At 59.1% G+C, this 24,648-nt stretch carries 28 protein-coding genes; 21 read left to right on the top strand and 7 right to left on the bottom strand.

The window, feature by feature from the left end; all coding sequences use genetic code 11:
• The first annotated feature begins 1 nt into the window (after position 1).
• Together atpD and atpC are read left to right on the top strand one after the other, a co-directional pair.
• The gene (gene atpD / locus DBY20_05090) at positions 2-1,429 is read left to right on the top strand and encodes a F0F1 ATP synthase subunit beta (protein PWL79245.1); all 1,428 of its coding nucleotides are present in this window, start codon (positions 2-4) and stop codon (positions 1,427-1,429) included.
• Between the two features lie 20 nt (positions 1,430-1,449).
• On the top strand, positions 1,450-1,848 hold the full coding sequence (gene atpC, locus DBY20_05085; GenBank protein ID PWL79244.1) for an ATP synthase F1 subunit epsilon: 399 nt from the start codon (positions 1,450-1,452) through the stop codon (positions 1,846-1,848).
• Positions 1,849-1,941: 93 nt separating this feature from the next.
• On the opposite strand, the gene DBY20_05080 is transcribed toward atpC, so the two are convergent.
• Positions 1,942-3,195 (bottom strand): tRNA (N(6)-L-threonylcarbamoyladenosine(37)-C(2))-methylthiotransferase MtaB, encoded by a 1,254-nt coding sequence (locus tag DBY20_05080; GenBank protein ID PWL79243.1) that lies wholly within the window; start codon positions 3,193-3,195, stop codon positions 1,942-1,944.
• 36 nt (positions 3,196-3,231) lie between these two features.
• On the bottom strand, positions 3,232-4,014 hold the full coding sequence (locus DBY20_05075; GenBank protein PWL79242.1) for a hypothetical protein: 783 nt from the start codon (positions 4,012-4,014) through the stop codon (positions 3,232-3,234).
• Between the two features lie 226 nt (positions 4,015-4,240).
• Here DBY20_05075 and fsa point away from each other — a divergent pair, with 226 nt between their 5' ends.
• Together fsa and DBY20_05065 are read left to right on the top strand one after the other, a co-directional pair.
• Complete coding sequence (gene fsa / locus DBY20_05070) at positions 4,241-4,903, top strand: fructose-6-phosphate aldolase (GenBank protein PWL79241.1); 663 nt, start codon at positions 4,241-4,243, stop codon at positions 4,901-4,903.
• Positions 4,900-6,840 (top strand): transcription termination factor Rho, encoded by a 1,941-nt coding sequence (locus tag DBY20_05065; GenBank protein PWL79240.1) that lies wholly within the window; start codon positions 4,900-4,902, stop codon positions 6,838-6,840. Before fsa ends, DBY20_05065 begins: the two co-directional genes overlap by 4 nt.
• Positions 6,841-6,925: 85 nt before the next feature.
• Here the strand turns inward: DBY20_05065 and DBY20_05060 are convergent, their stop codons facing one another.
• Positions 6,926-7,939, bottom strand: a complete 1,014-nt coding sequence (locus DBY20_05060) for a hypothetical protein (GenBank protein PWL79239.1) — start codon at positions 7,937-7,939, stop codon at positions 6,926-6,928.
• Between the two features lie 183 nt (positions 7,940-8,122).
• Between DBY20_05060 and DBY20_05055 the strand changes: the two genes are divergently transcribed.
• The 4 genes from DBY20_05055 (at position 8,123) to DBY20_05040 (ending at position 11,180) form a co-directional block, all read left to right on the top strand.
• A complete protein-coding gene (locus tag DBY20_05055) occupies positions 8,123-8,620 on the top strand; it encodes a 50S ribosomal protein L31 (protein PWL79238.1) in 498 nt (165 codons plus the stop codon).
• A 150-nt stretch (positions 8,621-8,770) separates the two neighbouring features.
• The gene (locus DBY20_05050) at positions 8,771-9,604 is read left to right on the top strand and encodes a hypothetical protein (protein ID PWL79237.1); all 834 of its coding nucleotides are present in this window, start codon (positions 8,771-8,773) and stop codon (positions 9,602-9,604) included.
• Positions 9,553-10,500 (top strand): EamA family transporter, encoded by a 948-nt coding sequence (locus DBY20_05045; GenBank protein PWL79236.1) that lies wholly within the window; start codon positions 9,553-9,555, stop codon positions 10,498-10,500. Before DBY20_05050 ends, DBY20_05045 begins: the two co-directional genes overlap by 52 nt.
• Positions 10,501-10,568: 68 nt before the next feature.
• The gene (locus DBY20_05040) at positions 10,569-11,180 is read left to right on the top strand and encodes a cell filamentation protein Fic (GenBank protein ID PWL79235.1); all 612 of its coding nucleotides are present in this window, start codon (positions 10,569-10,571) and stop codon (positions 11,178-11,180) included.
• Between the two features lie 69 nt (positions 11,181-11,249).
• Here the strand turns inward: DBY20_05040 and DBY20_05035 are convergent, their stop codons facing one another.
• Together DBY20_05035 and DBY20_05030 are read right to left on the bottom strand one after the other, a co-directional pair.
• Positions 11,250-11,867, bottom strand: coding sequence for a transcriptional regulator (locus DBY20_05035; GenBank protein PWL79234.1), 618 nt, complete (start codon positions 11,865-11,867; stop codon positions 11,250-11,252).
• A gap of 143 nt (positions 11,868-12,010) precedes the next feature.
• Positions 12,011-12,433, bottom strand: coding sequence for a SufBD protein (locus DBY20_05030; GenBank protein PWL79427.1), 423 nt, complete (start codon positions 12,431-12,433; stop codon positions 12,011-12,013).
• Between the two features lie 221 nt (positions 12,434-12,654).
• Here DBY20_05030 and DBY20_05025 point away from each other — a divergent pair, with 221 nt between their 5' ends.
• Positions 12,655-13,215, top strand: coding sequence for a GNAT family N-acetyltransferase (locus tag DBY20_05025; protein ID PWL79233.1), 561 nt, complete (start codon positions 12,655-12,657; stop codon positions 13,213-13,215).
• Positions 13,216-13,532: 317 nt separating this feature from the next.
• Here the strand turns inward: DBY20_05025 and DBY20_05020 are convergent, their stop codons facing one another.
• Entirely contained in the window at positions 13,533-13,793 is a 261-nt protein-coding gene (locus DBY20_05020; GenBank protein PWL79232.1) for an XRE family transcriptional regulator, read from the bottom strand.
• A gap of 165 nt (positions 13,794-13,958) precedes the next feature.
• Here DBY20_05020 and DBY20_05015 point away from each other — a divergent pair, with 165 nt between their 5' ends.
• The 7 genes from DBY20_05015 to aroQ all read left to right on the top strand — a co-directional run bounded on the left by DBY20_05015 (position 13,959) and on the right by aroQ (position 19,285).
• A complete protein-coding gene (locus DBY20_05015) occupies positions 13,959-14,150 on the top strand; it encodes a hypothetical protein (GenBank protein ID PWL79231.1) in 192 nt (63 codons plus the stop codon).
• Between the two features lie 151 nt (positions 14,151-14,301).
• A complete protein-coding gene (locus DBY20_05010; GenBank protein ID PWL79426.1) occupies positions 14,302-14,976 on the top strand; it encodes an FAD-dependent thymidylate synthase in 675 nt (224 codons plus the stop codon).
• A gap of 90 nt (positions 14,977-15,066) precedes the next feature.
• The gene (locus tag DBY20_05005) at positions 15,067-16,023 is read left to right on the top strand and encodes a DUF1385 domain-containing protein (protein ID PWL79425.1); all 957 of its coding nucleotides are present in this window, start codon (positions 15,067-15,069) and stop codon (positions 16,021-16,023) included.
• Positions 16,024-16,039: 16 nt separating this feature from the next.
• Entirely contained in the window at positions 16,040-17,185 is a 1,146-nt protein-coding gene (locus DBY20_05000; protein ID PWL79230.1) for a chorismate synthase, read from the top strand.
• Positions 17,182-17,709: a shikimate kinase gene (locus tag DBY20_04995; GenBank protein ID PWL79229.1), complete on the top strand. Its 528-nt coding sequence runs from the start codon at positions 17,182-17,184 to the stop codon at positions 17,707-17,709. The genes DBY20_05000 and DBY20_04995 overlap by 4 nt, the downstream gene beginning before the upstream one ends.
• Positions 17,706-18,857 carry a 3-dehydroquinate synthase gene (gene aroB, locus DBY20_04990; protein PWL79228.1) on the top strand — a complete coding sequence of 384 codons (1,152 nt, stop codon included), beginning with the start codon at positions 17,706-17,708 and terminating at the stop codon, positions 18,855-18,857. The genes DBY20_04995 and aroB overlap by 4 nt, the downstream gene beginning before the upstream one ends.
• The gene (aroQ, locus tag DBY20_04985; GenBank protein ID PWL79424.1) at positions 18,854-19,285 is read left to right on the top strand and encodes a type II 3-dehydroquinate dehydratase; all 432 of its coding nucleotides are present in this window, start codon (positions 18,854-18,856) and stop codon (positions 19,283-19,285) included. The genes aroB and aroQ overlap by 4 nt, the downstream gene beginning before the upstream one ends.
• A gap of 198 nt (positions 19,286-19,483) precedes the next feature.
• Here the strand turns inward: aroQ and DBY20_04980 are convergent, their stop codons facing one another.
• Positions 19,484-20,587 carry an aminopeptidase P family protein gene (locus DBY20_04980; protein PWL79227.1) on the bottom strand — a complete coding sequence of 368 codons (1,104 nt, stop codon included), beginning with the start codon at positions 20,585-20,587 and terminating at the stop codon, positions 19,484-19,486.
• A gap of 510 nt (positions 20,588-21,097) precedes the next feature.
• On the opposite strand from DBY20_04980, the gene efp reads away from it, so the two are divergent.
• Genes efp through DBY20_04955 form a run of 5 tightly spaced genes read left to right on the top strand, consistent with a single transcriptional unit; the run spans position 21,098 to position 24,645 of the window.
• Complete coding sequence (gene efp, locus DBY20_04975; GenBank protein PWL79226.1) at positions 21,098-21,658, top strand: elongation factor P; 561 nt, start codon at positions 21,098-21,100, stop codon at positions 21,656-21,658.
• A gap of 30 nt (positions 21,659-21,688) precedes the next feature.
• Positions 21,689-22,402 (top strand): UMP kinase, encoded by a 714-nt coding sequence (locus DBY20_04970; protein PWL79225.1) that lies wholly within the window; start codon positions 21,689-21,691, stop codon positions 22,400-22,402.
• A gap of 15 nt (positions 22,403-22,417) precedes the next feature.
• Positions 22,418-22,975: a ribosome recycling factor gene (locus DBY20_04965; protein ID PWL79224.1), complete on the top strand. Its 558-nt coding sequence runs from the start codon at positions 22,418-22,420 to the stop codon at positions 22,973-22,975.
• 9 nt (positions 22,976-22,984) lie between these two features.
• The gene (locus tag DBY20_04960; GenBank protein ID PWL79223.1) at positions 22,985-23,767 is read left to right on the top strand and encodes an isoprenyl transferase; all 783 of its coding nucleotides are present in this window, start codon (positions 22,985-22,987) and stop codon (positions 23,765-23,767) included.
• A 17-nt stretch (positions 23,768-23,784) separates the two neighbouring features.
• Complete coding sequence (locus DBY20_04955) at positions 23,785-24,645, top strand: phosphatidate cytidylyltransferase (GenBank protein PWL79222.1); 861 nt, start codon at positions 23,785-23,787, stop codon at positions 24,643-24,645.
• Positions 24,646-24,648: the final 3 nt, after the last annotated feature.

Below are 24,648 nucleotides of genomic sequence, written 5' to 3'. Positions count from 1 at the left end.
AATGACGAGTAATGATAAGGACACAACTATGAAGAACGTTGGACGCATCGTTCGCATCGTTGGTGCTGTCGTAGACTGCGAGTTTGCGGCTGATTCCATCCCTGCGATCTACAACGCGCTCACGGTGGATGCCGATACTCCAGTCGGTCACGTTTCCACCGTGCTCGAGGTCCAGATGCACCTCGAGGGCAACATGGTTCGTACGGTCGCCATGACCAGTACGGATGGCTTGCAGCGTGATACCGAGGTCGTCGATACCGGCGCACCTATCCAGATGCCCGTCGGCAACGAGACCCTCGGCCGCATTTGGAACGTCATCGGCCAGCCGGTCGATGGCAAGCCGATGCCCAAGATCGACCAGACCTATCCGATTCACCGTCCGGCTCCCTCTTTTGACGAGCTGACGACCAAGACCGAGACCTTCGAGACCGGCATCAAGGTCATCGACCTCCTCGAGCCCTACATTCGTGGTGGCAAGACCGGCCTGTTCGGTGGTGCAGGCGTCGGCAAGACGGTTCTCATCATGGAGCTCATCAACAACCTCGCCCAGGAGCACAACGGCACGTCGGTGTTCACGGGCGTCGGTGAGCGCACCCGTGAGGGCACGGACCTCTACCTCGAGATGAGCGAGTCGGGCGTTATCAACAAGACTTGCCTTGTGTACGGCCAGATGAACGAGCCTCCCGGAGCGCGTCTGCGCGTCGGTCTGGCGGGCCTGACGGTTGCCGAGTACTTCCGCGACCAGGGTCAGGACGTTCTGCTGTTCATCGACAACATCTTCCGCTTTACCCAGGCTGGCTCCGAGGTTTCCGCATTGCTCGGTCGTATGCCGTCTGCAGTCGGTTATCAGCCCACGCTGGCCACCGAGATGGGCGACCTGCAGGAGCGCATCACCTCGACCGCCACGGGCGCCATCACCTCCGTCCAGGCCGTCTACGTTCCCGCTGACGACCTGACCGACCCGGCTCCCGCCACCGCGTTCATCCACCTCGATGCGACGACGGTTCTGTCGCGCTCCATTGCCGAGCTCGGCATCTACCCGGCCGTTGACCCGCTGGCTTCCACGAGCCGCGCCCTCGATCCTTCTGTTGTGGGCGACGAGCACTATCGTGTCGCCGTGCAGGTGCAGGAGATCCTCCAGGCCTATTCGGACCTTCAGGACATCATCGCCATCCTTGGTATGGACGAGCTTTCCGAAGACCAGAAGCTGGTCGTCGCTCGTGCCCGTAAGGTGCAGCAGTTCCTGGGCCAGCCGTTCCATGTTGCCAAGCAGTTCACTGGTATCGACGGTAAGTACGTCAAGGTCGAGGATACGGTTCGCTCGTTCAAGATGATCATTGACGGCGAGATGGACGACGTTCCCGAGCAGGCGTTCCGTAACAAGGGTGACATCGAGGAAGTCCTCGAGGCTGCCAAGGAACTCGCTTAAAGAAAGGGTGCAATCAAACCATGCTGCAATGTGAAATCGTCACTCCCGAAAGCAAACTGTATTCCGACGAAGTCAATTTCGTGGTAATACCCGCTTCCGAGGGCGAGATGGGCATCTACTCCAAGCACGAGCCCGTCGTGACTACGCTCAAGGCCGGTACCGTGCGCGTGACCGAGACAGAGGGTCAGGAGCCCGTACGCTACATTGTGGCCGGTGGATATGCACAGATTGAGGCGAATCGCGTCATCGTGCTCGCCGATCACGCGGCCGCCCTGCAAGAGCTCGACGAGACTGCCATCAAGGTCCATATTGACGACCTCAAGGAGAAGATGGCCGACCTTAAGGATGACGATCCTAATCGTGCGTTCATCGAAGACGAGGTCAAGTGGAACCAGGTTCTTCTCGAGCAAACCAAGTAGTGCCAGCGAGCAAGTTTCCACTTATGCGAGGGGCCGCCATGGGCGGCCCCTCTTGCGTTTGCGTGTGGATTTGCGATGGCTTGCTTGCGCACGCTATTGTGCAACGAAGCGCTTTTTCGCGATGTCGATGTCGGTAAACGTGAGGGGGACGAGTTCTCCGACGGGCAAGCTCGGGTCACAGGCCACGGTGTGGTAGGACTCGCTCGTGCCGATTCCTGGTCGCTCGATAATCACCTTCTCATTCGTGCCTATGCGACGCTCCATGTCTGCGAGCGCAAGGCGCTGGCCAAGTTCGATGAGCTTCTGGGAGCGCATGGCCTTCACGCGGGCGTCAATCTGGTCGATGCGCGCGGCTGCTGGTGTGCCCGGACGCTTCGAGTAACGAAAGACATGCAATCGCATGAAGCCGCAGTTCTCGACAAGCTCGCATGTCTGCTCGAAGTCCTCATCGCTTTCGCCGGGAAAACCGACGATGACGTCGGTTGAGAGGGCGCACTGCGGTATTGCAGTACGTAGCTGCGTGACAAGTGATGCAAATGCATCAGCGTCATAGTGGCGGTTCATCTCGCGCAGCACCTTGGAGGAGCCTGACTGCAAGCAAAGGTGCAGGTGGCGGCAGAGACGCCCGTCGGAGCGCGCCAGCACATTGACGAGCGAAGACGTAACGCTCTGGGGCTCGACCGAGGATATGCGGACGCGTCCTATCGTGCTTTGCGTGAGGAGCAGCGAGCTCAGACGTGCGAGGTCAGTGTCACCGTCGGCGTATGCGGCGAGGTCGATGCCAACGAGTACCAGCTCGCGCACGCCTCTGTTGGCAAGTTCTTGAGCCTGATGGAGCACCGTGGCTGCAGGTATCGAGCGCGCTGGCCCACGAGCAATGTGGACGATGCAATAGCTGCACGCATTATCGCAGCCATCCTGAATTTTGAGGTCGACACGCGTCCTGAAACCGTAGCTGCCATGAGCTCGAAGCTCGATATGCTCGAGCTCGTCGAGACGAGAGGGCTCTGCGTTACCAAGAAGACGTGCCGCAAGGCTCGGCACCTTGCACTTGTCCGCCTCACAGCTTATGCGGGCGTCGATTCCACCATATGCATTGTCATCGATGTTGATGGCACATCCCGTCACGATGAGCGGCATGTCTCCTGCGCGAAGTAACGAGCGAATTGCCTTGCGGTTCTTGGTATCCGCCTCGCCCGTGACCGTGCAGGTATTGAGAATGTTGACGTCACTTGTATCGGCGGTTTCGGCGCGCGTCCATCCAGCGCTCAACAACGCGGCGGCTATGGTCTCGGACTCGGCCTGATTGACCTTGCAGCCCAGGGTATGGATGTGAAAGCGCGGAATGGGAGCCCTCGCGTTCTTGGTATGGTGCTGATGTCTCTAGCGATGGTTGCCGAGGCCACCGAGCGTGTACATGCATAGGGCTGTGGCAACGGTACCGGCAGTCTCGGTGCGCAAGATAAGCTCGCCAAGCGAGACGATTTTGACAAAGCTTCCCAGAGCCTTGATCGCCTCGACCTCCTCGGCGGTAAGACCGCCTTCGGGACCGATGACGAGCGCGACATGGCTATCGATGTCGCAGCCTTCGAGCGCATCGGTGACAGACAATGGTGTGCCGTCAGCACGCTTGTCGGCTTCCTCCCAGGCAATGACGACGCGATCGTAGTCCATGAGCTCGCGGCAGATATCATCGAGGCCCGTCGGGTCGTCGACGATGGGCAGGATGTTGCGCCCCGACTGCTTGGCAGCGGAAAGCGCGATGCGGCGCCAGCGATCCCCCTTGCGACCGCGCTCGTCAAGCGCGAGACGCACGACTGTGCATGCGGAGAGGAAGGGGATGATGCGACCGATGCCGAGCTCAGTTGTCTGACGGATGGTCTGTCCCATGCGGTCGCCCTTGGAGATGCCCTGCACGAGCGTAAGGTCGGGCAATTTCTCGAGCGGCATGTTTTGGATGCAGCGACCCGTTACCTCGAACTCGTCAATCGTGACGATTTCGACCTCCCAGCACTTGCCGCCAGCGGCGACAGCGGCGATGTGCTCGCCCTCCTTGATGCGGCGTACGGTGAGGTGATGGAGCTCCTTATCGGAGAAGGGGAGGGTGACGATATCGCCTTCGGGCAATTCGCCTTCCATGAAAAAACGAGGTATGGACATGTACATCTCCCATTGGGACGCGTGCGAAAGACACTCGCTGATTAGTACCTTGGCTATCTAAACAGGTGTATTGTAGCGGTTTTCAGGTCATGCTATAGTGGCACAGTCAAAAGGCGCGGCAAGCGTCTCGACTTTCCTTTTCACAGTCAATCCCCGTTTGAAATTTCGTTCCTTGCATACCCCTGCTCAGGTTCACGAACGGTGAAGACAATCAATGTACGAAGGAGCCACAGTGAAGTTTTTCCTGGATACTGCCGACCTGTCCGAAATCGAAGAGGTTGCATCGTGGGGAGCCCTCGCCGGTGTCACCACCAACCCGAGCCTCTATGCCCGTATTGGTGGCAAGCTTGAGGACTTCGAGAACCACCTTGTCAAGATTTGCAAGCTTGTCGATGGTCCCGTGAGTGGCGAGGTCACCGCCGAGGATCGCGATGGCATGATCGAACAGGGCCGCACGCTTGCGGCGCTTGCCGATAACATGGTTGTCAAGATTCCCGTCTGCGTCGAGGGTCTTGCTGCAACGCGCGTGCTTGCCGAGGAGGGCATCGACGTTAACATGACGCTCGTGTTCACCGTGCCCCAGGCTCTGCTTGCCGCACGCGCTGGTGCACGCTACATTAGTCCCTTCGTCGGACGCTTCGATGATATTGCCGAGGATGGCCTTGGCCAGCTTGATGATATCGTGACGGCTATCCAAAACTACGATTTCGGCCATCCGGTCGAGATCATCGCCGCGTCTGTGCGCTCCGCCAATCATGTGACGCAGGCAGCTCTTATGGGCGCAGACATCGCGACCGTTCCCTACGGTGCGATGAAGCAATGTATCTATCATCCGCTCACCGAGCAGGGCCTCGAGAAGTTCAAGGCCGACTGGGAAAAGGTTAAGAACGCATGAGTGAAGAGACCGTAGTCCCCGCCGAGGCAACCGAGGAGAAGCCTGCGGCAAAGAAGACCACGCGCAAGCCCGCTACCAAGACGGCGGCTAAGGCAACGGCGTCAAAGAGCGCTACAGCCAAGAAGACGGCGGCTGCAGCCAAGAAGACAACGACGGCTGCCAAGAAGACCACGACGCGCAAGACGACAACGCGTAAGACCGCGGCGAAGAAAGCCGAGGAAGCCTCGGCAGCTCCCGTTGCCGAGGAGCAGCTCTCTCTTGTCGACGTGCCCGAGCTTCCGGTTGCAGATGAGGCTCCCGAGGCTGTACCCGAGAAGAAGCCCGTGCGTAAGCGCAGGACATCCAAAAAGGCCGAGGATGCCGAGAAGCCCGTTGAGGCCGAGGTCGAGAAGACTGAAGATACGGATAAACCTGTTGAAGCCACAAAAGCCGAAGATACCAAGGCGGCCGATGCGGAAACCGCGAGCGATGAGGCTGCGTCCCAGGATAAGGCTGACGCGCCTGCACAGGCGGGTTCCGAAGCCGAAGGTGGCTCCACGCCCGATGCGGCAAGCGCCGAAGGCGCTGATGACGCTGAGTCCGGTGAGCAGCGCGAAGGCAAGCGCAATAGGCGTCGCAATCGCCGTAGTCGCAACAACCACCAGCGCAAGGAGATCGTTCCGTCGGCGACGCGCGATGAGCTCGCGTTGCTCGATGATGACGCGCTCACGGCCAAGGCCATCGAGCTCGGCGTTGACGCGAGCGAGTACGGTGAGCGCGACGACCTCGTATCCGCGGTCTACGATGCGCTCCTCCAGGCCGAGGGCTTCGTCATGGTCGAGGGCATACTCGATTTGCTGCCCGATGGCTACGGCTTCATCCGCACCAACGGCTACCTGCCCGGCGAACATGACGTCTACGTCGGCGTGAGCACCGTGCGACGCCAGGGTCTGCGCAAGGGCGACTACATCACCGGTCGCGTGCGCCCGCCGCGCGAGAACGAGAAGTATCCGGCACTCAACACGATCGTCACCCTCAACGACGAGCCGTTCGAGGGCCCCACGCATCGCGTGAAGTTCGCGAACCTCACGCCTGTCTATCCCGACGAGCGCCTCTTCATGGAACATGGCAAAGACACGCTCACCGCACGTTCCATCGACCTGGTTGCTCCCATCGGCAAGGGTCAACGTGGCCTCATCGTCTCGCCACCCAAGGCAGGCAAGACGACCGTCCTCAAGGACATCGCGGCTGCCATCAGCGCCAACAATCCCGAGGTGCACCTCATGTGCCTGCTCGTCGACGAGCGCCCCGAGGAAGTCACCGACATGGAGCGCAGCATCAACGGCGAGGTCATTTCCTCGACCTTCGACATGCCCTGCGAGAACCACATCGCCGTGGCCGAGCTTGTGATCGAGCGTGCCAAGCGCCTTGTCGAGAACGGCCAGGATGTCGTCATTCTGCTCGACTCCATCACGCGTCTGGCGCGTGCGTACAACCTCGGCCAGCCGGCTTCCGGTCGCATTCTTTCCGGTGGTGTCGATTCCACGGCGCTGTACCCGCCCAAGAAGTTCCTGGGCGCGGCTCGCAACATCGAGGACGGTGGCTCGCTCACCATTCTGGGCACTGCCTTGGTAGACACGGGCTCGAAGATGGATGAGGTCATTTTCGAGGAGTTCAAGGGCACGGGCAATATGGAGCTCAAGCTCGACCGCGCTCTGGCAGATAAGCGCGTTTTCCCCGCCATCGATCCGGTCACGTCCGGTACGCGCAAGGAGGAGCTGCTCATCGATCCGCAGGAGGCTCCCCTCATCTGGGGCGTGCGCAGCCTGCTTGCCAACATGAACAACACCGAGCGCGCGATGAAGATGCTCGTTTCGTCGCTCAAGGCGACCGAGACCAATCGCGAATTCCTCATCAAGTCGGCTCGCAAGGCATCCAAGGCGGCACAGAGTCTCTAGGCTGTTTCTTGCACATATCTGGTGATGACGCCCCGGCTCTTCGCGAGTCAGGGCGTTTCTTCTTGCTCCGAGAGACTATCGTAGGCTAGAAATGGTATCCGAAGCTATCCGCCGTCAGGATGTCAAAGCTGTATCCCTGGGATTTGAAGTAATCGATGATTTGCGGCAGTGCATCGGCCGTCGTCGGTTTGAAGTCCGAATCGTGCATGAGCACGCAGCAGGAGTTGCACCCTTCTGCCTCGCGTTTGATGTTCTCCACAAGTGCCTCGACTGGGGCGGGCGGTTGGGTCGAGTCGCCGATGCTCACGTTCCAGTCGAAGTAATGCCAACCCTGGTCGGCTGCCGCTTGCTTGAAGGCGTCCGAACGACCGGCGTTGTAGCCATTGACGCTGCCACCTGGGAAGCGAATGAGCGTTGGCATGAAGCCGATCTGCTCGCTCACGGCCGAGCCGATTTTGTTAATGTCGACGACGAAGTTATCCGCGTTCGCGTAGATGTAATCGTAATCATGCTCATCGGAATGCAATCCGACTTGGTGACCGGCATTCCAGATGTCCTTGACCGTATCGATGTGACCGGTGTTGCCGAGGATGAACCACGTGGCTTTGATGCCGTAGCTGTCGAGCGTATCGAGTATCTGTTGGGTATGTCCCGAGGGCCCGTCGTCGAAAGTGAGGTAGACGACCCTTTCGGTGGGCTTGACGTCGTTGGCGCTAGCGCTCGTCTTGGTGCGTTCCTGGGGGTCAGTCGCGATTGCGGTCGCCTTATTGTCTGCAGGATCGCTGGCTGCAGATACATCGGTGCTCGTGGAGGAGGAAGTGGCGATGCTCTGCGTGGATTCGTTGGCGGGTGCGCAGGCGACGAAGCGGATGATGCACACAATCACGATGATGACGAGAATGGGGATGACGAGCAGGAAACGATTGCGGGGTGGCCGAGCGTTGGAAGAGCCTCGTGACGCCTGACGCTGCGTGTAGTTGCTTCTCTGGTGCTGCTGATGATATGGCTGTCGCGTGCGAGTCGAATGCTGGGTTTGCGGCGCGCGCCGGGATTGTGTTTGGCGCCGAGGCTGCGACGAGCGATATCTTCTCTCGACCATGACCTGCTCCTTGGTCTGTTGTCTTTCGCCCAAGGGTACACCCGTTTTCCAAATACGATGCGAACAAATCGATATGTGGCGATATGGCAAAATAAGGTCTGGCTATGCGTATGAGATGCTGGTATCATACTTTAGACTGTTTCACGCCTTGGTCGGAAACTAAGGCACATCAAAGGAGCAAGAATGAAACCCGATATCCATCCCGATTACGTCGAGTGCACGGTGCGCTGCAGCTGCGGCAACACCTTCAAGACCCGCTCGACCAAACCCGAGCTCGTCGTCGATCTGTGCAACGAGTGCCACCCGTTCTTCACGGGCCAGCAGAAGTTCGTCGATACCGGCGGACGCGTCCAGCGTTTCTCCAACAAGTTCGGTTCCGCTGCCGACCAGCTCAAGGAGCGCAAGGCAGCCGAGAAGGCCGCCAAGCAGGCTGCCGCCGCCGAGAAGGCCGCCAAGGCCGCCGAGGAGCGCGCTGCCAAGCAGGCCGCCAAGGAAGAGCGCGCCAAGAAGTACGCCGAGAAAGCCGCTCGTGATGCCGAGAAGGCCGAGAAGGAAGCTGCTGCTGCCGAGGACGAGGCCAAGGAAGAGGAAGGCGTGTCCGAGGTCGCCGAGGCTGCTGCGGAGGCAGCCGAGGCCGAGCAGGCCACCGAGGAGGCTACTGCCGAGGAGAGCGCCGAGTAACCCTCGCATCCAAAGAAGCTCGAAACGCCGTCCCATTCGGGGCGGCGTTTTTCGTTCGTCTGCGCAATTATGTTCAAGAATGTTTCTCGCTATGGCAGTATGCTTGCGAGACATTGGCAATGGCAAGCGTGTTGACTGGAATGGCACGGCATGATTTATATCGGAAAAGGCGAGGCGGTCAGCCCGACGCAAGCGAGTCCCTCATGCGTGGTTACGCCACTGCGCCATATCGAGGGCGAACGGAGGACCTACGAGGGCTTTCTACAGTCGTTTGCGTCTCATTCACATAGTCATTATGCCATCGGCTTTGTTCGTCGTGGCATGCGGACGCTCGAGTGCAATGGTGAGACACATGCGCTTGTGCCCGGCGATGTCGTCGTATTCAATCCCGGTGACGTACACGGATGCGTTCAAAGTGGGGAAGGAGCCTTCGCGTACGACAGTTTCGCCTTGCCTGCGCGCGCGTTTGGCTCGACAAAACTTGCGGGGCCGGTTCTGAGAAACTGTGGCGCGCGTGATGCGTTCACGATGTTTGCGGATGCCGTGGAATGCGCCGCTGACAGATACGTGGCCGAGGATGCGCTGTTCGCCTTGCGAGATGCCCTTTCGAGGGATGGTGTGGCGGAATCAATCGCATCGGTCCCACGGCGCAATCGCGAGGCCGCGCTTAGGACGTATGCCTATCTGCGTGGCCATATGGCAGACCCCGTCGCGGTGGGCGAGCTCGCACGGCGGGAGGGAATCTCGGAGTTTGCGCTCATCAGGGCGTATAAGAGCGAGTTTTCCATCACGCCGTCCCAGCACCTCCTCTCGATGCGGGTCGATTGTGCTCGCGATCTTCTTGTCCGTGGGGCGAGTCCTGCTGACGTGGCGGCCGCAACCGGCTTTTCCGACCAGGCCCATCTCACGCGTGCCTTCAGGCAGCGCATCGGATCGACGCCCGCTGCCTATCGCGCGATGGTTACCGGGGGCGACGTTCAGTGAGGTACCATCTCGTCGCGTTGTTCACCATCCTCGTCTGGGGTCTTACCTTCGTCTCGACCAAGGTGCTCCTCGTCGATTTCACGCCGTTGCAGATTCTGGCGATTCGCTTCGTCATCGGTACGATTGCACTCTGCGCTCTACGCCCGCGCATCATGCACTTGCATGAGCGTCGTCACGAATGGCTCTTCGTCCTTGCCGGGGCGACGGGCATCGCCGCGTATTACCTGCTCGAGAACATCGCGCTCGTATTCACGACGGCGACGGCCGTGGGTGTCATCGTGGCGGCTTCGCCGTTGTTCACGGCGATCATCGCGATGGCGCGCGGGGATCGCTCCGCCCTGAGCGTGCGCTTCGTCATCGGCTTTCTATTGGCGATGGGCGGTCTCGTGCTCGTCGGCGTGAGCACGGGTGGCGATGACGCGATGTCGGCCTTTGGCGGCCTCTCATATCTCGGCGACCTGCTCGCTCTTCTGGCGGCCGTCGTCTGGGCCGTCTACTCGATGCTTGTCAAGCGCATCGGCGAACTTGGCTACGAGACCATCGCGTCCACCAAGCGCACCTTTCTCTGGGGTCTCGTCTTCATCATCCCGACGAGCATTTTGCTTGGTGGCGACTTGCTCGCGGTGCACGAGGCGCTTGCCTGGTATAATCTCGCGAATCTGCTTTTCCTGGGACTAATCGCCTCCGCGGCGTGCTTCGTAACCTGGAACGTGGCGGTGCGCAGGCTCGGCGCCGTGGTCTCGACGACGTACATCTACCTCGTCCCCGCCATCACGGCGACCGCCTCGATCATCCTGCTGGGCGAGCCACTCACCGTGCCCATCGTCACCGGGTTGGCGCTCACCATCGCGGGCCTAGTCCTCTCGCAGCGTGGCCAGGCCGAACGAGAGGTATAATCTCGTCGTGCTTTCGATGATACCTGCAGGGGACATTCGAGACGTTTTTTTTCGAAGACGAGGAACGCATGGCTCTCGAGAACAAGCTCGGCATACAAGATGATATTGAGTTGGCTCACGAGGAGGAGAAGCTCAGCAAGATGCGAGCGCTCGAGCTCTTCGAGAGCGGTATGTCCGATGAATTCGAAATCGGGACGTTTGCAGGTCTTGCGCAAGTTCACGCGCAGCTTTTCCAGGATGTCTACGACTTTGCTGGTCAGATGCGGACTGTCGACATCGCAAAAGGCGGTTTTCGCTTCGCCTCTGTGCTCTATCTCGATGATGCGCTTGCGGCGATAGATAGGATGCCGCAATCGACCTTCGACGAGATAATCGAGAAATACGTCGAGATGAACGTCGCCCATCCTTTCAGGGAAGGAAACGGTAGGAGCATGCGCATCTGGCTCGACGCGATCTTGAGACGTGAGCTCGGCGTCGTGGTGGATTGGAGTCGCGTGGGCAAGGAAGACTACCTCTCCGCGATGGAGCGCAGCCCCTTGAAGGACGTCGAGATCAAAGCGCTTCTTGCGGAGGCATTGACCGACCGCATCGATGATCGCCAGGTCTACATGAAAGGTATCGACGCGAGCTATCGCTACGAAGGCTATGGCACGTACACGACCGCCGAGCTCGGTGCGTAGCGAAGGTGACGCAGGACGTAGCGCTGTTTTCTCCAGACAACTCTCGGACGGCCGTGCTCGCGGTGAAGTTCAATTAAGGCTAGCTACGATAGCTGTGAGCACGAACCCGACGACCAAACCGAAACCGGCACCGCAAACAAGCTTCACCATATTGCTCAGCCATCTGTGTCTTCTCCCGAAAGAGCCGTCTTCGGCAACGTCATCTCTTCCGTCCATGAACGCGCTTATCTCCTTGTACGTCACGAGATTATGCTTGTTCTTGATTCGCTCAATCCGAAACGCGAGGAACAGAGCCAGCGAGAAGAGCGCGATGAATAGACCTATACCGACAAGTGCGCCGCATGACATATGCGGGATGAAGGAAGGGTCAGGCCAGATATCGCACCAGCCCACCATGCAGGCGACTCCTGCCAAGACGGCGCAGACCGCTCCCCAGCTTGACCTTTCCATTGCCAAAGCATCTCGGCTAATCATTTCTTTCATCGTAACCACGTCTCCTTTCACGAGCTCATCTATGGAGACTCCGAAGAGCTGGCTCAGCAACAGCAGGCTCTGCACGTCGGGATAGGTCTTGCCGTTCTCCCAGCTGGATATCGTCTGGCGCGATACGTAGATCGCATGGGCGACATCCTCTTGCGACAGTCCTAGACGTTCGCGATTGGCCTTTAATTGCTCGGGCAGCTCCACAGGCGTCTCCTTCCACGAGACGAGGTTTTCATCTACGGTAAGAAAATACTACCAAGACTGCTTTACATCGTTGGCTTGGAAGCGCCATGCCATGTCAAAAGGTCTTTACATGCACCGCTGAACTGGGGTTTGCCGATGTCGCCTCATTGCATAGGGTCCAGAGCGAGCAGTGCATCGCATATGTCGTTCTGGACGAGCGGCCTCATGCTGTCAGCAAATCGCGGTATGTCGGCGTGCCTGAGCGAGGGTGCGATGCGCGGTACCAGATGCGGCTTCGCTTCGGAAAGTTTCAGGAGAGATTTGATGCACTGTCGGGCTGTGATGGGTTTGTCGTCGGTCACATGATTCAAATATTCGTCGATGGTCTCATCGATTCGTCCCGCCTCATCCCACTTTGCATTGCAGGCGATCAGGGTCAGCCCACGAGTCCGAACATAGGAACTGGAATCGTGCATCATCTCGATGAAGGTATCGATATGAGCATAGACGGCATCATCCAAGTCGCTTGTCTCCTGCAGTGACTGCAAGGCGCGATAGGCATCGCGGTTGTTCGGGCATCGGAGCATGCATACCTGTTCTGCAATGTTCAAGTAATCAGGCAATGCTCTTCTTCCTTCTCAATAGTTTGCAGTGGGGACGAATCGTTGCAGCCCCGGCTTCTTTTCGCCTCGTCCCAATTCAGTCGCCTGTGGGCTGTTGAGAACCTGCATGTGCTTTCGACGGCGTAGTATAAAACATCGAATCATGCTTAACTCATCCTTGTTTGTCTTGGTGCTAGGTTGGAGGAATGATCATCCTGATAGGTGGAGCAAACCATACAGGCAAGACCCTTTTAGGCGACCTTGAGGTCGACTCCCTGTTTGCCGACGATTACGATGCGGCTGCACGGTTGTTTTGCGACACGGTTCATGCGGTCAACGCTCGCGACTACGCAGCCGATCAGCTCGATGCTTGGGCGCCCTGCGACGACCAGCACCGTGCGCAAATCGTCAAGAAACTTGCGGGGCAGAAGACGGCCAGCGTCAAGGAACGCGGCATCATCGTTGGATTCGGGAGTCTGGATGACAAGGGCGACGTCGACATGCTCTTCGTGCATAAGGACAGACAGGGTCAGGGCATAGGGAGCACCATCCTAGAAGAGCTGGAGCATATGGCGGTCGAACGAGGAAAAGAACACGTTTCATTGTTCTCGTCGATAACGGCAAAGCCGTTCTTTGAGCATGTGGGATATGCGGCCGAGCGCGAGAACAGTGCGGTCAGAAACGGCGTGCCGCTTGCGAATTACCTGATGAGCAAGCGGTTGCAGGAGGGGAAGACGCCGCGAGACGTTGATGCCGGCTGGGCCTAGGTCGACGGACAGCCCCGATATCCATGCCCCAACAGTCCACAACCAACTAGTCCGCCTCCTACTAGGTTTCGAGATTCTTCTGTAAGGTAGTGTATTGCAGAGCCTTATCGACGCGCATTTTTGCCGAAAGTCTAGGATTGCGGGGCGTCTCGTGCGCATTTTTGCCGAGAGTCTAGGGCTTGTCGGTGCTGCATGCGCATTTTCGACGAAAGTCTAGGATTCACGGCGAGAATTCCTAGACATGCAAGGAAAATGCGCAGAAGCTTCGACAGTACGTGACGCGAGCCATTGCATGAACCCCTTGACTTCTCATATCCTCATTTCAACTTGCTCATCGCGTAGTCCGGACCTCCGTCGTTTCTGGTGAAGAGATCGACGATCTCCACGTCGAGGCCCGATGCGATTTTGGAGAGCGCATCAAGGGTGGGATTTGCCTTGCCGCCCTCGATGCTGCAGATGTAGGCATAGTCCATGCCGACCATGTGGGCGAGCTTACGCAGGGAGAGGCCCTGTTCCTCTCTGAATCTGTTGATCGCGGCGCCGACCAGACGCCTGTTCTGCAGGCCCTGCGAATCCATTTCCTGAGCGTATGTGATAGCATGATGCGGGCGTTGGGCTAAGAAACAACAAACCGTATATGATTTATAGCAAAGGCAGATAAAGGCGTTTTGCACACTGCATATCGCTCTGTAGAAGCTTTTTCGTGTATGAAAGTCGATATGACGTATCGAGACACATCACATATGGGCGCCGAGGACCTGACTCGTCAGGTTGACGAGCTGTATTGCGAGTTGGGCAAGCGCATCTTCGAGGACAAGAAGGCCGACGAGGAGCTCTATCTCCAATATTCCGATCTCTTCTTCCGGATTACGCAGGCGCTCGAGGCACGGCAATCTCCTGCTGCCGATGACCCATCAGGGAGCATAGCGCCCTAGCTTATTTGCACCGCTGATTTGCGAATTCTGACGATTCGGTGCATGTTTACGTTCTCTTCCCATACTAACTCGCGCTTTTGACTAGTATGGTGCAATCGTTGACGATGAAGCCATGCGCTTCATACCTCACGCCCTTGGAAAGGATGCTTTCATGAACGTCGAGCTGCTCTATCACACGCCCGATCCCCAGCGCGCCGTTGCGACGGCAGCGCGGCTTTGCTATGCCCCCGTGGGCGCCGCCGAGCTCATGGAGACCCTGTCCGAGGAGCGCATCGAGAAGGTCCTACGCACCATTCTCGAGAGCGGTCACTTCTCGACGCTCGAGCATGCGAGCTATACCTTTGCCATCGACGGCGTCTCGCGCGCGATGACGCATCAGCTCGTTCGTCATCGTCTCGCTTCGTACAACCAGCAGTCGCAACGCTATGTCACCTTCAAGGAGGAGCCGGAGTTCATCGTACCGCAGACCGTTATCGATGCCGGTGCCGAGGCCGAGTACGATCAGGCTGCCTGTGCCGCGTTTAAAGCGTACGCCGATCTCGTCGAACGAGGCGTCCCCGCCGAGGATGCCCGCTATTTGCTGCCCAATGCATGCGAGACCAAGATCGTCGTGACCATGAACATTCGCGAACTTCTCCACTTCTTCGAACTACGCTGCTGCAATCGCGCCCAATGGGAGATTCGTGCGGTCGCTTGTCGCATGCTCGAGCTCGTACGCCCCACTGCGCCGCTCATCTTTGCGCAGGCGGGCCCTGGTTGCGTGAAGGGCGCATGTCCTGAAGGCAAGATGACCTGCGGTAATCCCTGGCAGCGAGTGGAGTTGTAGGCTTTGAGCGAATCACGCAAGGCATTTGCTGCAGATTGCGACGTCCAAACGCGGACGCATATCGGTGGGCAGGCGCTCATCGAGGGCATCATGATGCGCGGTCGCTATAATTGGGCGGTTGCCGTCCGCCAGTCAGACGGTGAGATCTACACCGAGGAACACGATCTGGCTTCCGGGCGCAAGAAGAACGCCTGGATGTACTGGCCCGTTATCCGTGGCTGCACCGCCTTCGTGGAATCCTTGGCGCTTGGTTACAAAGCGCTCGGCATCTCGAGTGAGCATGCTTACGATTGGGACGAGGAAGAGGACGAGCTCGCCGAGGACGGTGAGACGAAGAAGAAGTCCGCTGGTACGAGCGCCCTCATGACCATCTCGATGCTCGTCGGCATCGTACTCGGCATCGCAATCTTTATCATCCTGCCCGCAGCGCTGAGCAACCTCGTTCTCGGTGAGTCGAGCATGAATTCCGTCGCCTGGAACATCTTCGATGGCATCGTGCGCGTGGCCATCTTCATCGTCTACATATGGCTCATCAGCCTTATGAAGGATATCCGGCGCATGTTCAGCTATCACGGAGCCGAGCACAAGACCATCCACTGCTTCGAGCATGGCGAATCGCTCGAGCCCGGGGTCGCCATGCGTTTTCCGCGCTTACACGTACGCTGTGGCACGGCCTTCATCATCATGGTCATGCTCATCGCCATCTTCGTCTACACGGCGCTTGGTCAGCCCATCAACGCGCTTGTCGATCTGACGGGCGTCACCGAAGGCCCATTGCGCTTCGTCCTCATCATGCTCACGCGCATCATCCTGCTACCGCTCATTGCCGGCGTATCCTACGAGGTGACGGTCAAGTGGGCTGGTACGCATCCAGACAACAAGCTTGTCCGCATCATTCTGTGGCCTGGTATGCAGATGCAGCGTCTGACGACGAATCCTCCTGACGAGGGTATGATTGAATGCGCTATTGCGGCGATGAACATCGTGCTGGCGCGTGAGGAGCTCGAGGCACGCAAGACCGCACAGCAAGATCGCGCGGGCCAATAGAGGGAAAGGGAAGATCATGGAGTTTGTCACGGCAGGGGAGTCGCATGGACCAGCGCTCACGGCGATCGTCTCCGGCATGCCGGCGGGCGTTTCCATCGACATCGATGCGATCAATCGCGATCTTGCACGTCGCCAGGGCGGCTATGGTCGCGGTGGTCGCCAGAAGATCGAGCATGACACCGCGCAGATACTCTCCGGCGTACGCTTTTCCCAAACGCTCGGCACGCCCGTTACCCTGCAGGTCGTCAATGACGATTTCGCCAACTGGACTGACCGCATGGCGCCAAACGGGGAGGCTCCAGACGACCTGAAGCGCGAGACCTGTCCGCGTCCTGGCCATGCGGACCTCGTCGGCATGCTCAAGATCGCGACCGACGATGCCCGCGACATCCTCGAGCGCTCGAGCGCACGCGAGACGGCGGCGCGTGTCGCAGCTGGCGGCATTGCCAAGGCGCTCCTGGCCGAGCTCGGCGTCGAGGTCTATTCCTACGTGCGCCGCATCGGCACGGTGGAGCTGCCCGAAAACGCGCAGATCGAGCGCGCAGCCATCGAGGCATCCGAATGCCGATGCCCCGACGAGGAGACGACACAGGCTATGAAGGCACTTATCGATGAGGCGCGGACCAAGGGCGAGTCGCTCGGTGGCGAGTTCGTCGTCGTTGCCGATGGTCTCGTTCCCGGCCTTGGCAGTTACGCTTCCGGTCCCGACCGCCTCACCTCGCGTCTGGGCGCAGCGGCGTTTTCCATCCCCGCCATCAAAGGCGTCGAGTTTGGCTTGGGCTTCGAGGCAGCGCGGCGTCCTGGAAGCCTCGTGCACGATTCCATCTACTATGACGAGGCGCGTGGCTTCACCCGTTCCGGTAACAATGCCGGCGGCCTCGAGGGCGGCATGACCAACGGCGAGCCTCTCGTCATGACGTGTGCGATGAAGCCCATTCCAACCATGATGCAGCCACTTGATACCGTCGATACCGACACGCTCATGCCCGTCAAGGCATCCAAGGAGCGTTCGGACGTGTGCGCGGTGCCTGCCGCGGCCGTCGTGGCCGAGGCTGAGGTCGCCTTCGTGCTCGCCGATGCCTACCTCGAGAAGTTCGGTGCCGACGTGATCGATGACATCATCTCTGCACGCGATGCATATCGGGAGCGCATCGCATTATGACGCGCGAAACATGCAACGATCACATACTCCTCGTTGGGTTCATGGGCTCGGGCAAGACAAGCGTCTCGCGCAAACTGTCTGCCATCACGGGACTTTCGCTCATCGACCTTGACTATCGTATCGAGGCAATTCAACACCGCAAGATCCCCCGCATCTTTGCCGAGGAGGGCGAAGCGGGTTTCAGGCGCATCGAGACCGAGACCCTCCGTAGCCTCGAGCATGAGGGCCGCTCCATCATCTCCTGTGGCGGTGGCATCGTCTGCAATCCGGTTAACCGCCCCATACTCAAATCCCTCGGCACGGTCGTCTTTCTTGACGTGCCATGTGATGAGGCCATTGGGCGCATCTCGAATCCCTCCACGCGACCGCTGCTCTCGGGCGAGCGTCCCGTCGATGAAATCTATGCCGAACGCATGCCCTGGTACCGTGAAGTTGCGGATATCACCATCGAGTCATCGGGCAAAAGCGTCTATCAGGTGGCCAACCAATGCAAGGAAGCTCTGGAACGAGAGGGGCTGTTATGAGCCGAGACCGCATCATCCACGTCGCCTTACCGGGCGGTCATGTGTACGATATCCGCATCGGGAGCGGTGCCCTTTCCGCACTCTCCTCGACGGCACGCGATCTCAAGGATTGCCAGCGTGCCCTCGTCATCTCGGATGAGAACGTGGGGCCTGCCTATGGCAAGCTCGTGAAGAAACGTCTCGAAGAGGCCGGATTCGAGGTCTACGACCTGCTCATCGCGCCGGGGGAAACCTCCAAGTCCGTCGAACTCGCCAATGAGCTCTGGGAGGCTATCGCCCGCTATGGTTTCACTCGCGATGATTTCATCGTTGCGTGCGGCGGTGGCGTCGTGGGCGATTTGGCCGGCTTCGTCGCCTCGACCTACATGCGCGGCATCGACTTCATCCAGGTGCCCACGACCCTGCTCGCGATGGTCGACTCGTCCATCGGCGGCAAGACGGGGGTCAACCTTCAGGCCGGCAAGAACCTCGTCGGCACCTTCCATCAGCCCGTCTTCGTGTGCTCCGACATTCGCTGCCTCAAGACCCTTCTCGAGGAGGACTGGGCAAACGGCTTTGCCGAGATAGCCAAGAGCTCCTTCGTGGCCCCGCGTCGTTCCTTCTACGAATGGCTGCGTGACAACGCCGCAGGCCTTATGGCGCATGACGTCGAGTTGCTCGAGGAGGCGGTCTACATGACCGCCGAGTTCAAGGCATCCGTGGTGAGCAAGGACAGTACCGAGTCCGCCGGTGTGCGCGAGTGTCTCAACTACGGACACACTCTCGCACATGCCATCGAGAACGCTGCGGGCTATGGCACCATCGCGCATGGACGCGCCGTTGCCGAGGGAATGCGTTTCGCAGCACGTCTCTCGGTCGAGATGCTTGGCTGCGACATGAGTGTCGTGAAGGCAACGGATAGCCTGCTCGACTCGCTGGGCTTGCCAGCGCTTCCGTGGGTGGCGCCACCGGAGCGCCTCTTCAAACTCATGAAGGGCGACAAGAAGGCACGTGGCGGCCAGGTCAGGTTCGTTCTGCTCGAGGACATCGCCAAGTGGAAGCTCGTGGCCGTGCCCGATGACGTCATCATGGAGCATTTGCGGGCCTGGTGCACGCTCAAGGAGCGCCTCATCGAGCAAAACGGCGGAAAGATGTGGGGGCAAGCATGAGGCTGCTGTTGATGAACGGCCCCAATCTCAACTTGCTGGGGCAGCGCGAACCTGACGTCTACGGCACGACGACGCTCGCCGACATAGAGGCTGATACGGTTTCCTATGCGCGTGAGCATGGTGCCGACATGGATTGCTTCCAGTCCAACCATGAGGGCGAGCTTATCGACAAGATACATGCGAGCCAGGGCGTCTATGACGGTATCGTCTACAACCCCGGCGCGCACACGCACTATAGCTACGCCTTGCATGATGCGATCAGTTCGGTCACCACACCGGTTGTCGAGGTGCACATCTCCGATATCTCGAAGCGCGAGGAGTTCCGACGCCACTCCGTGCTCGCCGATGCCTGCATCGGGCAGATCAAGGGGCTCGGACCTCAAGGCTACCTGCGCGGCGTCGACATGCTGCTGGAACATTTGGGGTAAGCGTGATATGACGTGGCTCCGCCATTTCGAGCGGAGACGCCACGTCGCGCGCTGTCATTTCGAGCGAAGCGAAGCGAAGTCGAGAAATCTCTGCTGTTGGAGATTTCTCCACTCCGGCGCTGCGCGCCTCCGGTCGAAATGACAGAAGTGGCCGCCGCACGCCTCCGGTCGAGATGACGGCAGAGGTATAGATATGCCTTACTCGATCACCATGAGCTCGTGCGTGATGTCACAGAAGCTCTCGAATCCGGTCTCGGTGACGACACCGCAATCCTCGATGCGCACGCCCATTTCGCCTGGTAAGTAGATGCCCGGCTCGTCGGTCACGACGTTGCCAGCGACAAGCGCTTCCTTGTTGGTAGGCGAGAGCAGGGGAAGCTCATGGATATCGATACCCACGCCATGCCCGAGCGAGTGGCCCATCTTGTGCTCGAAGCCCGCCTTGGCAAGCTCGCTTTCGGCGAGCGTATGCATCTGCGCGCCTGTTACACCCGGTTTGATGTTTGCGGCAACCCATTCGTTTGCCCGGCGTACGGCCTCGTAGACGCGTATCTGCTCCTCGCTTGCCCCACCGATGCATACGGTGCGTGTCGTGTCCGAGCAGTATCCGCCCACGCGTGCACCGAAGTCGAAGACGATGAAGTCGCCCTGCTCGAACTGGCGCTCTGACGGTATGGCGTGGGGTTTGGCGCCGTTGGGTCCGCTTGCGACGATGTTCGCGAACGCGAGCTCGCTTGCTCCCAGGCGTTTCATGTTGAACTCGAGCATGATCGAGGCGTCACGCTCGCTCATGCCGGGCTGTAAATCCTCCAGCGTTTCCATGAACGCCTCCGAGGCGATGGCCTGGGCTCGCTTCATGAGGACGATCTCATCGGCATCCTTGACGGCACGCAGCTTGAGAATGTCATCGGAGCGCTCCTTGAAGCGCGCGTTGGGCATTGCATCCGAATACTTGCGATAGAGGCTCAACGGCATGGTCTCGTCAATGGCGACACGTCCCGTGACGAGCTTAAGTTCCTTGAGCATGTGGGCGATGAACTCGACCTCACGCTCGCGCGAGGCGTCAATTTGCCAGATGCCTTCCTCGTGGGCCTTCTCGCGCATGGCGGTCACGTAGCGCGTGTCCGTATGCAGGATGCAGTCCTGGCGCGTGATGATGGCGACATGAGCTTGCTCGCTGTCGAAGACGTCCTCGAAACCCGTGAGCCAGAACAGGTCGCTGTTTGCCCGAACGATGATCGCATCGAGAACCTGGTCCTCGAGAAGCCTCTGTACCTGTTCGATTCTGTGTAACGCCCGCATGTTCCACACCTTTCCATACCTATTGTCATCCCAAGCGAAGGAGATCTCTCCGTTCCGCGGTCTCGCGACCGCTCCAGTCGAGATGACAATAGCCCCTGTCATCCCGAGCGAAGGAGATCTCTCCGTTCCGCGGTCTCGCGACCGCTCCAGTCGAGATGACAATAGCCCCTGTCATTTCGAGCGAAGCGAACGCAGTGAGCGAAGTCGAGAAATCTCTGCTGTTGGAGATTTCTCCACTCCGGCGCTGCGCGCCTCCGGTCGAAATGACAGGACAGACTGCCTTGCGCCTCCGGTCGAGATGACGGAAGTGGCCGCTTCGCGCCTCCGGTCGAAATGACAGAAGTGGCTGCTTGCACATGCGCTCCATTGTACGGAAACGTCTGCCGGGAGCAAGAATCGGATGCGTTTCGCACAATTACGGGCATTTTGCGCACGCTCAAAGCTGACCCTCACGTTTGCGGGTCGATAGAGTAGAATAGTGCGGATATGTCGAGAGAAAGGCAGTGAAAAGTGAGCGTTCAGCCCTCAAACTTTAAAAACGGCATGTGCATCAAGTACAACAACAAGCTTTGCACCATTGTCGAGTTCCAGCACGTCAAGCCCGGCAAGGGCGGTGCCTTCATTCGCACCAAGCTCAAGGACGTCTCTACGGGTCGCGTCGTCGAGTACACCTTCAGGCCCAACGACAAGTTTGACGATGTGCGTCTCGAGACCAAGGAGATGGAGTATTCCTGGACCGACGGTGACACGTTCTACTTCATGGACCCTGTGACCTACGAGCAACCCGAGGTCCCCGCGGCCATCATCGGCGATAACGAGAAGTGGCTCAAGGAGGGCGACACCTGCCTGGCACAATACGCCGACGGCGAGCTCATCAACGTCGAGCCTCCCATGTTCGTCGAGCTCGAGATCACGGAGACCGAGCCCGGCTTCAAGGGCAACACCGTCCAGAGCGGTACCAAGCCTGCCGTTTGCGAGACGGGCGCCGAGATCAAGGTTCCGCTCTTCCTCGAGATTGGCGACAGGGTCAAGATCGACACGCGCGACGGCCGCTTCGTCGAGCGCCTCTAATTGCGATTCCATCCCGAGAAGGGGAGCCACATGGGCAACTACAAGTACAAGCGTGTCTTACTCAAGCTGTCGGGCGAGGCGCTGCAAGGCGAGCAAGGCTATGGTATCGATCCCAAGGTCATTAGCGAGATTGCCTCGCAGATTCGCGAGATTGTCGATGGTGGCATCGAGCTTGCCATCACCGTCGGTGGCGGCAACATCTTCCGCGGTCTTGCTGGTGCTGCCGAGGGCATGGACCGTGCCCAGGCCGACTACATCGGCATGCTGGCAACGATCATGAACGCCCTCGCCCTCCAAGAGGGCCTCGAGCGCGCCGGCGTCTTCACGCGCGTGCAGTCTGCCATTAGCATGCAGGAAGTCGCCGAGCCCTATATCCGTCGCAAGGCCATCCGCCACCTCGAGAAGGGGCGCGTTGTCATCTTTGCCGGTGGTACGGGCAATCCGTACTTCACGACCGATACGACGGCTGCGCTGCGTGCTTGCGAGATTGATGCCGAGGCCATCCTCAAGGCGACGCAGGTCGATGGCATCTACGATAGTGACCCGCACACGAACCCCGATGCGGTCAAGTTCGACGAGATTTCCTACATGGAAGTACTCTCGCGCGAGTTGCACGTCATGGACTCGACCGCTACGACGCTGTGCATGGACAATGATATTCCCATCATCGTGTTCAACCTGCATAAGCCGGGCAATATCGATCGCGTGCTCAAGGGCGAGCACGTCGGAACGACCGTCAGCTAGAGAAGGAGACCCAAAGTGTCAGAAGAACTCGATCAGGCAAAAGAGGCAATGGCCCGTGCGGTCAAGGCGCTCGATCAGGATTTTTCGAAACTCAACACGGGTCGTCCCTCGGCGAGCATCCTCGACAACGTGAAGGTCGACTATTACGGCGTTCCCACGCCCGTTTCACAGGTCGGTGCCATCAAGATTCCCGAGGGCAACCTCATGACCATCGAGCCGTGGGACAAGTCCCTGCTCGGACCCGTCGAGAAGGCCATCCTCTCTGCCAATCTGGGCATCACACCCAATAATGATGGCTCGGGCATCATCCGCCTGCCGTTTCCCGCTCCCACCGAGGAGCGCCGCCGCGAGATCGTCAAGGAGTGCAAGGCCGCTGCCGAGAACCGCCGCGTTGCCGTGCGCAACGCTCGCCGCGATGCCAAGAACAAGATCGAGCGACTCAAGAAGGACGGCGAGATCAGCGAGGACGAGCAGCATCGCGAAGAAGAGCAGCTTCAGAAGCTCACCGATGACTTCATCGCGAAAATCGACGCGGCCCTTTCCGTGAAAGAGGCCGAGGTCATGGAGATCTAGGGAGCATTTTTGAGCGAGAGACCATCCACACTGGAGGAGATCTTTCCCGAACCTCCCGCAGAGCTCGACGTATACGCACTCGATACGAGCAGAATCCCCGAGCACGTTGCCATCATCATGGATGGCAACGGGCGCTGGGCCAAGCAAAGCGGCCTTGACCGCGGCGAGGGCCACAAGGCTGGCATCCGCGCCGTGCGCGAAGCCATTACCACCTGCAACGATATCGGCGTGCGCTACCTCACCATCTACTCGTTTTCCACCGAGAATTGGAACCGTCCCAAGACCGAGGTCACGGGTCTCATGGATCTCTTCGCCAAGACCATGGGCGCTGAGGTCGACGGCCTTGACGAGGAGAAGGTTAGGATCAAGCTGCTCGGTCGTGTCGAGGACCTGCCGCTCACGACGCGCACCATCTTCAAGCAGGCCGAGAAGCGTACCGCCAAGAATGGTGGCATGACGCTTGCCATCGCGGTCAACTACGGTTCGCGCCTCGAGATTACCGATGCGGTCCGCGCAATCACGCGCATGGTCGAGATCGGAGATCTCACGAGCGAGGCGGTTTCGGAGGACCTGCTATCCGCTCATCTGTACACGGCCGGCATGCCCGATCCGGATCTCCTCATTCGCACGAGCGGTGAGATGCGTCTTTCCAATTTCCTGCTCTGGCAGCTTGCCTACTCTGAGTTCTACGTCACCGACGTGCTCTGGCCCGACTTCGATCGCTACGAGCTGTTGCGCGCGCTTCTCGATTACCAAGCGCGCAATCGTCGCTTCGGAAGGGTCGATGAGTAAATGATCGGTGGTGTGTGATGGCAATTAACGTCAAGGACCTCGGTCGTCGTGTCGGTGTCGGTGCGGTGTACGTCACCATTACATCCGTCGCGACCTTCGTCTCGTGGTATACGACGGTCATTGTCATCGCCGCAACGGCTGCCCTGTGCTGCTACGAGTTCCTTCGCATGGCGCAGGGCAATGGCTATCACCCTTACATCATCATCGGCACCGTCACGGCCGGTCTCATACCCCTGGCCATGTGCCTTATTGTCCAGACCGGGCATGTGGCCGTTGCCGCCTTGACCGTCTCGTTCATCGCGGGCATCATCATGCTCATGCGCTACTTCGCGCACGTGGAGGACACCATTGTCGACGTTGCGCTCACACTGTTCGGCTATCTGTATACGGGTCTCATGCTCTCCTCCTTCGTGATGCTGCGTGGTGTCATTCCCGGTTTCGAAGGTGGTCTCATGTGCTTCCTGGTCTTGGGAAGCATCTGGGCCAATGACGGTTTTGCCTACCTTGGTGGTTCGGCATTTGGCAGGCACAAATTCGCTCCGCACATCTCGCCCAAGAAGACCTGGGAGGGTGTCGCATGCGGCATGGTGTTCAGCGTGCTTTTCTGGGTGCTTATCGTCGTTTTCGTTCCCGATTGCGGCTTTGGTTGGGTCTGGGCCGTCATCTCCGGTTTGGTCGTGGGCTATGCGGGCATCATCGGCGATTTGACGGAGTCCCATATCAAGCGCGGGTTTTCTGCGAAAGATTCGGGTGACATCATGCCTGGGCACGGTGGTCTGCTCGACCGCTGCGATTCGGTCATTTTCGGCTCCGTGGCGGCATATGCCATGGTCGCCGGTGCCCCCTACATCTTCTCATTCATAGGGTTCGCACTGTAGGAA

This window comes from Coriobacteriia bacterium (assembly GCA_003149935.1).
GTDB lineage: Bacteria > Actinomycetota > Coriobacteriia > Coriobacteriales > QAMH01 > QAMH01.
The sequence above is the reverse complement of the archived record's forward strand: the minus strand, read 5'-3'. Positions and strand labels throughout refer to the sequence as shown.

What these genes read in the sequence shown, in the direction of transcription:
- atpD (PWL79245.1), top strand. Translation starts at nt 2, where the DNA reads ATGACGAGTAATGATAAGGACACAACTATGAAGAACGTTGGACGCATC.
- atpC (PWL79244.1), top strand. Translation starts at nt 1,450, where the DNA reads ATGCTGCAATGTGAAATCGTCACTCCCGAAAGCAAACTGTATTCCGAC.
- DBY20_05075 (PWL79242.1), bottom strand. Translation starts at nt 4,014, where the DNA reads ATGTACATGTCCATACCTCGTTTTTTCATGGAAGGCGAATTGCCCGAA.
- DBY20_05065 (PWL79240.1), top strand. Translation starts at nt 4,900, where the DNA reads ATGAGTGAAGAGACCGTAGTCCCCGCCGAGGCAACCGAGGAGAAGCCT.
- DBY20_05060 (PWL79239.1), bottom strand. Translation starts at nt 7,939, where the DNA reads ATGGTCGAGAGAAGATATCGCTCGTCGCAGCCTCGGCGCCAAACACAA.
- DBY20_05055 (PWL79238.1), top strand. Translation starts at nt 8,123, where the DNA reads ATGAAACCCGATATCCATCCCGATTACGTCGAGTGCACGGTGCGCTGC.
- DBY20_05050 (PWL79237.1), top strand. Translation starts at nt 8,771, where the DNA reads ATGATTTATATCGGAAAAGGCGAGGCGGTCAGCCCGACGCAAGCGAGT.
- DBY20_05040 (PWL79235.1), top strand. Translation starts at nt 10,569, where the DNA reads ATGGCTCTCGAGAACAAGCTCGGCATACAAGATGATATTGAGTTGGCT.
- DBY20_05030 (PWL79427.1), bottom strand. Translation starts at nt 12,433, where the DNA reads ATGCTCCGATGCCCGAACAACCGCGATGCCTATCGCGCCTTGCAGTCA.
- DBY20_05025 (PWL79233.1), top strand. Translation starts at nt 12,655, where the DNA reads ATGATCATCCTGATAGGTGGAGCAAACCATACAGGCAAGACCCTTTTA.
- DBY20_05020 (PWL79232.1), bottom strand. Translation starts at nt 13,793, where the DNA reads ATGGATTCGCAGGGCCTGCAGAACAGGCGTCTGGTCGGCGCCGCGATC.
- DBY20_05015 (PWL79231.1), top strand. Translation starts at nt 13,959, where the DNA reads ATGGGCGCCGAGGACCTGACTCGTCAGGTTGACGAGCTGTATTGCGAG.
- DBY20_05010 (PWL79426.1), top strand. Translation starts at nt 14,302, where the DNA reads ATGAACGTCGAGCTGCTCTATCACACGCCCGATCCCCAGCGCGCCGTT.
- DBY20_05005 (PWL79425.1), top strand. Translation starts at nt 15,067, where the DNA reads ATGATGCGCGGTCGCTATAATTGGGCGGTTGCCGTCCGCCAGTCAGAC.
- DBY20_05000 (PWL79230.1), top strand. Translation starts at nt 16,040, where the DNA reads ATGGAGTTTGTCACGGCAGGGGAGTCGCATGGACCAGCGCTCACGGCG.
- DBY20_04995 (PWL79229.1), top strand. Translation starts at nt 17,182, where the DNA reads ATGACGCGCGAAACATGCAACGATCACATACTCCTCGTTGGGTTCATG.
- aroB (PWL79228.1), top strand. Translation starts at nt 17,706, where the DNA reads ATGAGCCGAGACCGCATCATCCACGTCGCCTTACCGGGCGGTCATGTG.
- aroQ (PWL79424.1), top strand. Translation starts at nt 18,854, where the DNA reads ATGAGGCTGCTGTTGATGAACGGCCCCAATCTCAACTTGCTGGGGCAG.
- DBY20_04980 (PWL79227.1), bottom strand. Translation starts at nt 20,587, where the DNA reads ATGCGGGCGTTACACAGAATCGAACAGGTACAGAGGCTTCTCGAGGAC.
- DBY20_04970 (PWL79225.1), top strand. Translation starts at nt 21,689, where the DNA reads ATGGGCAACTACAAGTACAAGCGTGTCTTACTCAAGCTGTCGGGCGAG.
- DBY20_04955 (PWL79222.1), top strand. Translation starts at nt 23,785, where the DNA reads ATGGCAATTAACGTCAAGGACCTCGGTCGTCGTGTCGGTGTCGGTGCG.